At 70.3% G+C, this 7,147-nt stretch carries 5 protein-coding genes; 2 read left to right on the top strand and 3 right to left on the bottom strand.

Features of this window, described 5'->3' with window-relative positions; translation table 11 throughout:
- Positions 1-165: 165 nt before the first annotated feature.
- From VK611_27340 to VK611_27330, 3 genes are read right to left on the bottom strand one after another with little or no spacing between them, the layout of a single operon-like run.
- A complete protein-coding gene (locus VK611_27340) occupies positions 166-1,527 on the bottom strand; it encodes an FAD-binding oxidoreductase (protein HMG45077.1) in 1,362 nt (453 codons plus the stop codon).
- Entirely contained in the window at positions 1,527-2,492 is a 966-nt protein-coding gene (locus tag VK611_27335; protein ID HMG45076.1) for a decaprenyl-phosphate phosphoribosyltransferase, read from the bottom strand. The genes VK611_27340 and VK611_27335 overlap by 1 nt, the downstream gene beginning before the upstream one ends.
- A gap of 22 nt (positions 2,493-2,514) precedes the next feature.
- Positions 2,515-3,291, bottom strand: coding sequence for a decaprenylphospho-beta-D-erythro-pentofuranosid-2-ulose 2-reductase (locus VK611_27330; GenBank protein HMG45075.1), 777 nt, complete (start codon positions 3,289-3,291; stop codon positions 2,515-2,517).
- A 163-nt stretch (positions 3,292-3,454) separates the two neighbouring features.
- Between VK611_27330 and VK611_27325 the strand changes: the two genes are divergently transcribed.
- Positions 3,455-4,723: a UDP-glucose/GDP-mannose dehydrogenase family protein gene (locus VK611_27325; protein ID HMG45074.1), complete on the top strand. Its 1,269-nt coding sequence runs from the start codon at positions 3,455-3,457 to the stop codon at positions 4,721-4,723.
- Positions 4,724-4,793: 70 nt separating this feature from the next.
- Positions 4,794-7,115: a GDP-mannose 4,6-dehydratase gene (locus VK611_27320; protein ID HMG45073.1), complete on the top strand. Its 2,322-nt coding sequence runs from the start codon at positions 4,794-4,796 to the stop codon at positions 7,113-7,115.
- Positions 7,116-7,147: the final 32 nt, after the last annotated feature.

Genomic DNA, 7,147 nt, shown 5'->3' with positions numbered 1-7,147 from the left:
ACCGAAACGGTCGACCGGCGCCGCACCTACCGCCCGGCCGACACACGCAGCGGCGCTGACGAACCGAAACGGTCGCTCGACACCGCAACGATGGCGACAGCCCGACAACACCACCGGGGACCCGACCGAGGCTGAGGAAGCGCTAACTGAACGGCACCTGGGCGACTAGCCCAGCAGGTGGAGGCGACGGGCCAGGTCGCTGACGAAGTGGCGTTCGGGGTCGAGGCGGTTGCGCACCGCCCGCCACTCGTCGAGCCGGGGGTACATCTTCGGGACCAGCTCGGGGTGCAGGACGCTGTCCTTGGCGAGGTACACGCGGCCGCCGCAGCCGGCGATCTCGCGGTCGAGCCGGGCCAACAGCTCGACCAGAGCGCCGTCGCCGGCGGGGATGTCGAGGTTCACCGTCCACCCTGACGCCGGGAACGACAGCGGGCCCGGGTTGGCCGGGCCGAAGCGCTTCAGCACGGCCAGGAAGCTGGCGGTGCGGCTGCCCGAGATCGACTCGACCACCGACCGCAGCAGGTCCTCCTCGCCGAACGGCACCAGGCACTGCCACTGCAGGAAGCCCTTGGAGCCGTAGAGGCGGTTCCAGCGGTCGATCATGTCGAGCGGGTAGAAGAACTTGGTGACGGTCTGGAGCTCGTCGCGGCGGCGCTTGGGTTCCTTGCGGAACCACAGCTCGTTGAAGGCCCGGATCGTGAAGCGGTTGAGCAGGCCCGACGGCGCCGGGGGAGCGGGGAGCAGCTTCGGCGGGTCGAAAGCCAGCGGGTCGCCCTTGCCTCCGTCGGCCGCGAACTGCTCCACCGTGGCGAACTCACCCTGGTAGAGCACCGAGCGGCCGAGGTTGCGGCCCCGGGCCAGCAGGTCGATCCAGGCGACCGAGTAGCGGTAGCGCTCCTCGCCCTCGGCCAGCTGGGCGAGCAGGCTGTCGAGGTCGGGCGCCCGGTCGGTGTCGACGGTGATGCGACTGGTCTCGATCGGCCGCAGCGCCACGGTCGCCTCGACGATGGTGCCGGTGAGGCCCATGCCGCCGCACGTGGCCCAGAACTCCTCGGGGGTCGACTCGGGCGTGAGCACCCGGGTGGAGCCGTCGGACAGGCCCAGCACCAGGGACCGCACGTGCGTGCCGAAGGTGCCGGCGGCGTGGTGGTCCTTGCCGTGGACGTCGGACGCGATGGCCCCGCCGACGGTCACGAACTTCGTGCCGGGCGTGACCGGTAGGAACCAGCCCTGCGGGATGGTGACCCGCATCAGGTCGTCGAGCGACGTGCCGGCCAGCACCCGGACGATGCCGCTGGCCGGGTCGAGGTCGAGCACGCCGGACACGCCGGTGGCGTCGACCACGAGGCCGCCGGCATTCATCGCCGCGTCGCCGTAGGCCCGGCCCAGGCCCCGGGCGACGACACCTCGCGGGCCGGCGTCGAGCGGTGCCTTGGTCAGCTCGTCGGGGCTGGTCGGGCGGGCGACGCGGCTTGCCGTGACGGGGTTGCGCCCCCAGCCGGTGACCAGCTCCAGATCATCGTCCATCACGCCGTGTACACCCCGATCCCGAACACCACGACCCAGGCCAACCCAATCAACTGGAGGATTCTGTCACCCAGGAAGATCTCTTCGGGCGCAGAACCCTTGCCCTGATCGAGCACGAGCGCGTAGCGCAGCACGGCGGTCACGAAGGGCACGATCGACGCCTGGAACCAGGGCAGGCCGTCGGGGTTGGCGATCGCCGCCGACGTGGCCTCGTCGAACGCCCAGATGCAGTACGCCACCAGGAAGGCGCTCGACGTGACCGACCGCACGTAGGCCGTGTACTCGGGCCGGTAGGAGGCGAGCACGGAGCGGAACGAGCCGGCGTTCTCGCCCATCTCGGCGGCCTCGGCGCCCCGCTTGCCGGCCACCACGAACAGCGAGCCGAAGATCGTCACGATGAAGAACCACTGCGAGATCCCCACCTCGGTGGCCTCGGCCCCGGCGACCGCCCGCAGCACGAACCCGGCTGCCACCGCCACCAGGTCGACCACGGCGATGTTCTTCAGCCAGCTCGAGTAGGCGGTGGTGAGGCACACGTAGCCGACGACGACCGCCGCCAGCTTCGGGTTGGCCAGCAGCGCCACACCCACCGACGACACCAGCAGGCAGCCGCCCAGCACGAAGGCCAGCGACACCGGCACCACGCCGCTGGCGACGGGGCGGAAGCGCTTCTTCGGGTGCAGGCGGTCGGCGGCGACGTCGCGGGCGTCGTTGATGTAGTAGGTGCCCGCCGCCGCCATGCAGAAGGCCACGAAGGCGATGAGCGAGTCGGTGAGCGGGCCGACCTCCTTGAGCAGCCCCGCGGCGCCGGGGGCCGCGAACACCAGGAGGTTCTTGATCCACTGCTTGGGCCGGGCCAGCTTGAGCAGCCCGAGGAGCAGCGACGAGGAGTCGTCGGGCGCCTGGTCGTCGGGCACGGGCACGGGTGCGGAGGTGCGGGTGGAAGGGTCCGACGTCGCGGTCATCGTCGGCCTCCCGGTCCGGGAGTCAGCGGTTGGCGGAGACCTTGCGCCACAGCGGTCTCGGGAGGTGCCGGAAGACGGTCATCAGATAGCGGAAGGTGTTGGGTACCCATACGATCTCCTTGCCGCCCGAAGCCAGTGCCCCGGCCACCGCGTCGGCGACCACCTCCGGCGTCGTCGCCAGCGGAGCAGGGTCTTTGCCCTCCGTCATGGATGTGTGCACGTAGCCGGGGCGGACGACGACGACCCGCACGCCCGAGCCGACCAGCGAGTCGGCCAGGCCCTGCGAGAAGACGTCGAGGCCGGCCTTCGACGAGCCGTACACGAAGTTCGAGCGCCGGGCCCGCTCACCCGCCACCGACGACAGCACCACGATGCTGCCGTGCCCCTGCTGGCGCAGCCGCTGGGCGACGTGCAGCAGGGTGGACACCGGCCCGGTGTAGTTGGCGGTGAGGGCCTCGGCCGCGGCCGTGGGGTCGTCTTCGAAGTGGGACTGCTCGCCCAGCACGCCGGCGGACATGACCACGCAGTCGACGTCGCCGCCACCGGGCATCGCGTCCCAGGCGGCCTTCACGGCGTCGGCGTGGCTGCCGATGTCGACGGCGTCCCAGACGGTGACCCCGACCTGGGCACCCGCACCCCGGAGGCGCTCGGCGACGGGCTCCATGGCCTCGGGCCGGCGACCCGCCAGCACCACCGAACGGCAGCCGTCGCGGATGAGCCGCTCGGTGATCGCGGCCCCGATGTCGGAGGCACCACCGAGCACCACAACTGATTGGACAGAACCGAGTGCGTTGCGCACAGTCTCATCTCCCGGAGCCCGGCAGGACAGGCCGAGACTTTAGTTGGCTGCCGGGCCGCGAGGCGCGCTCCCTGATCTCGGCTCACGCGCGGTGGGTGCAGGTGCCTTGACGGGCTAGCGTTTCCGCACGCCGAACCAGGCTTGGGGCAGGGAGGTCCACCACATGGCGCAGATCGCCGTCATCGGAGCTGGGTACGTGGGCCTCACCACGGCCGCCTGCTTCTCGCACCTCGGCCACGACGTCGTGTGCGCCGACATCGACGAGGGCAAGGTGGCGCAGCTCAGCCGGGGCGAGATCCCGATCGTGGAGGCCGGCCTCGACAACATGGTGCGCGAGGGCCTCGAGGGTGGCCGGCTGCGTTTCGTGGTCGGCGCCGAGAACGCCGCCAGCGACGCCGACTTCGCCTACCTGTGCGTGCCCACCCCGCAGGCCGACGACGGCTCCGCCGACCTGTCGTACATCGAGACCGCGGCCCGCCAGATCGGGCCGGTGCTGCCGGCCGAGGCCGTCGTCGTCAACAAGTCGACCGTGCCGGTGGGCTCCACCCGGGCGGTCGAGCGGGTGCTGGGGCGCGACGACGTCGCCGTGGTCAGCAACCCCGAGTTCCTGCGTGAGGGCTCGGCGGTGCACGACTTCCTCCACCCCGACCGCATCGTGATCGGCAGCGAGCACCAGGCCGCCGCGGTGCGGGTGGCGGCGCTGTACATCGGCGTGACCGCCCCGATCATCGTCACCGACCCGGCGTCGGCCGAGACCATCAAGTACGCCTCCAACGCCTTCCTGGCCACGAAGATCAGCTTCGTGAACGCCATCGCCGCGGTGTGCGAGGCCGTGGGCGCCGACGTCAAGGACGTGGTGCTGGGGATGGGCTACGACAAGCGCATCGGCCACGAGTTCCTCCGCCCGGGCCCGGGTTGGGGCGGCTCGTGCTTCCCGAAGGACTCGCGGGCGCTGGTCCACATCGCCGACACCGCCGGGTACTCGTTCGACCTGCTGCGGGGCGTGATCACCGTCAACGACGACCAGTTCCACCGGGTGGTCACCAAGGTGCGGGAGATGGCGGGCGGGTCCCTGGAGGGCGTGAAGGTGGGCGTGTGGGGCCTCACGTTCAAGGCCCGCACCGACGACACCCGCGACTCGCCGGCGCTGAAGGTCATCCAGCTGCTGCAGGCCGAGGGCGCCGACGTGTGCGCCTACGACCCGGCCGTGAAGTCGGAGATCGTGGGCCTGACGCCCGCCAACGACGCCTACTCGGTGTGCGAGGGCGCCGACGTTCTGGCGGTTCTGACCGAGTGGGACGAGTTCCGCTGGACGGACTTCGACAAAGTGGCCAATCTGATGAAGGCGCCCCGCATCGTGGACGCTCGCAACCTGTTGGACCGACCGGCCCTGGAACGTCGAGGGTTCTCGTACGTCGGCATCGGCCGGTAGCAGTCGTCGCCCGGCGGGGGCGTCACAGGCACAGCTACAGCCACAAACCGAAAGTTGAGAGACGAGAACCATGGCGCGCGTCGTCGTCACCGGTGGAGCTGGCTTTCTCGGATCGCATCTGTGCGATGTGTTGCTCGCGCGCGGCGATGAGGTCATCGCGCTCGACAACATGAGCACGGGCGCGGTCCCCAACATCGAGCACCTCTTCGGCCATCCCGGGTTCACGTTCGTCGACCACGACGTGAGCACCTACGTGTGGGTGCCCGGCCCCGTCGATGCGGTGCTGCACTTCGCGTCGCCGGCCTCGCCTCGCGACTACATGGAGATGCCGATCCAGACGCTCAAGGTCGGCAGCCTCGGCACCCACAACTGCCTGGGCCTCGCCAAGCGCAAGGACGCCCGCTTCCTGCTGGCGTCCACCAGCGAGGTCTACGGCGACCCCAAGGTCCACCCCCAGCACGAGCAGTACTGGGGCCACGTCAACCCCGTGGGCCCCCGCGGCGTCTACGACGAGGCGAAGCGCTTCGCCGAGGCGATCACGATGGCGTACCACCGCTACCACGGGTTGGACGTGAGGATCGTCCGCATCTTCAACTCGATCCTCGCTGACGAGCAGGTGCTCTACGACGACGGCACCGAGCTACGGCGCGAGCGTGTCGGCGACCTGGCCGCCCGCATCGGCACCAACGTCGACCTCCACGGCTACACCGTGCCGGCGTTCGGCGACGGCGGTCGGATCGCCGCGTCCGAGGCGATCGCGCTGCTCGGCCATCCGCCGACCGGCCCCTGCTTCGAGGTCCACACCCGCTACGGGCGCTCGGTTCGGGTGACCGGCGACCACAGCCTGTTCGTCGAAGGGCCCGGCGGCGAGCCGGAGGCGCGACCGGTCACCCAGCTGCAGGTGGGCGACCGCATCGCCGTGGCCACTCGCATCGAGGTGCCGGAGCGCGACAAGGAGTGGGTGTCGGTGGTCGACGCCTGGGAGGCGACGGGCGGCTCCGCCGACGACCTCCAGGTCACCTGGCCGGGCCTGGGCTGGCACGTGTGGGAGAACCGCCAGGACCTGGTCGCCGACCGGGTGTCCCGCCGCACTCCTGGGCCGAAGGTCCGGCAGTCGACCTGGGGTTCGGTGGTCCGCAGCCGTGATCTCGACTACCTGACGGTTGGCGAGGTCCGTCGGCTGGGCCTGCACGTCCCAGAGACGGCGATGGTGCGGCGCCGGGTCAGCGGCGCGTCGCCCTGGCTGCCGATCACGTTGAAGGTCACCGACGAGCTGCTCTGGCTGCTGGGGCTGTGGGTGGCGGAGGGTTGCTGGCAGCAGAGCGACCACGACGCCTACGTCAACTGGTCGTGCGACACGGACACGCTCAAGCGGGCCGCGAAGGTGGTCGAGCGGGACCTGTGGCTGCACGTCGGCTGGCAGCAGCCGAGTGAGGCGCGGTCGGGGGCGATCATCGCCCGAGGCCAGCTCCTGCTCGCCGTGCTGGAGCACCTCGGCTTCGGCGCGGGTCCCAAGAAGATCCCCGGCTGGATCCTGGGGCTGCCGTTGTCCCGCCTCAAGTGGTTCATGGAGGGCTACCGCGAGGGCGACGGCGTCCACTCCGGTCAGAAGTTCGAGGAGGGTGTCCGGCACGAGTTCTCCACGGTCAGCGACGACCTGAAGGACGACCTGATCGTGGCGCTGGCCCGCTTCGGCATCTGCCCCAGTGTCGGTCGCTACACCAGCACCTTGAGGCAACGCACCGGTGATCGTCGGTATCCCTTCTGGCGGGTCACGGTGCCGCAGGTGTCACCGTGGAGCCCGCTCGACTGGGACCGTGGTGTCACGCAGAAGCTGAACGCTCGCCGCACTGGCGACCTCGTGTGGGCTCCGGTGAAGTCGATCGAGGAGATCGAACCGACCGAGCTGGTCTACGACTTCTCGGTCCCGGGCCGGGAGAACTTCTGGGCGGGGACCGGCGTGGCCTGCCACAACACCTACGGTCCTCGGATGAGGATCGAGGACGGGCGGGTGGTGTCGAACTTCCTCGTGCAGGCCATCCAGGGGAAGTCGTTGACGATCTACGGGGACGGGACGCAGTCCCGGAGCTTCTGCTACGTCGACGACGAGATCCGGGGGATCGTCGCGCTGCTCGACGGCGACATCACGGGGCCCGTGAACATCGGCAACCCGGTGGAGTTCACGGTGTCCGAGCTGGCCGAGATCGTGCTGGACGTGGTGGGCTCCTCGTCGGAGATCGTCTACGAGCAGCTGCCGGCCGACGACCCCACCCAGCGCAAGCCCGACATCAGCCTGGCCCGCAAGAGCCTCGGCTGGGAGCCCAGCGTCGACGTTCGCGAGGGGTTGGCCCGCACCGCCGACTACTTCCGCAAGGCCCTCCGCCACCCGTAAGGGTCGGCGGTGTCGGCGACGCCCAGTCCCGG

This window comes from Acidimicrobiales bacterium (genome assembly GCA_035316325.1).
Classification (GTDB): Bacteria; Actinomycetota; Acidimicrobiia; order Acidimicrobiales; family VFJN01; genus DASXTK01.
Note: the sequence above shows the minus strand (reverse complement) of the source record. Positions and strands in the feature narration are given on the sequence as shown.

Coding starts and splice junctions, on each gene's coding strand:
- VK611_27340 (HMG45077.1), bottom strand. CDS start 1,527: ATGGACGATGATCTGGAGCTGGTCACCGGCTGGGGGCGCAACCCCGTC.
- VK611_27335 (HMG45076.1), bottom strand. CDS start 2,492: ATGACCGCGACGTCGGACCCTTCCACCCGCACCTCCGCACCCGTGCCC.
- VK611_27325 (HMG45074.1), top strand. CDS start 3,455: ATGGCGCAGATCGCCGTCATCGGAGCTGGGTACGTGGGCCTCACCACG.
- VK611_27320 (HMG45073.1), top strand. CDS start 4,794: ATGGCGCGCGTCGTCGTCACCGGTGGAGCTGGCTTTCTCGGATCGCAT.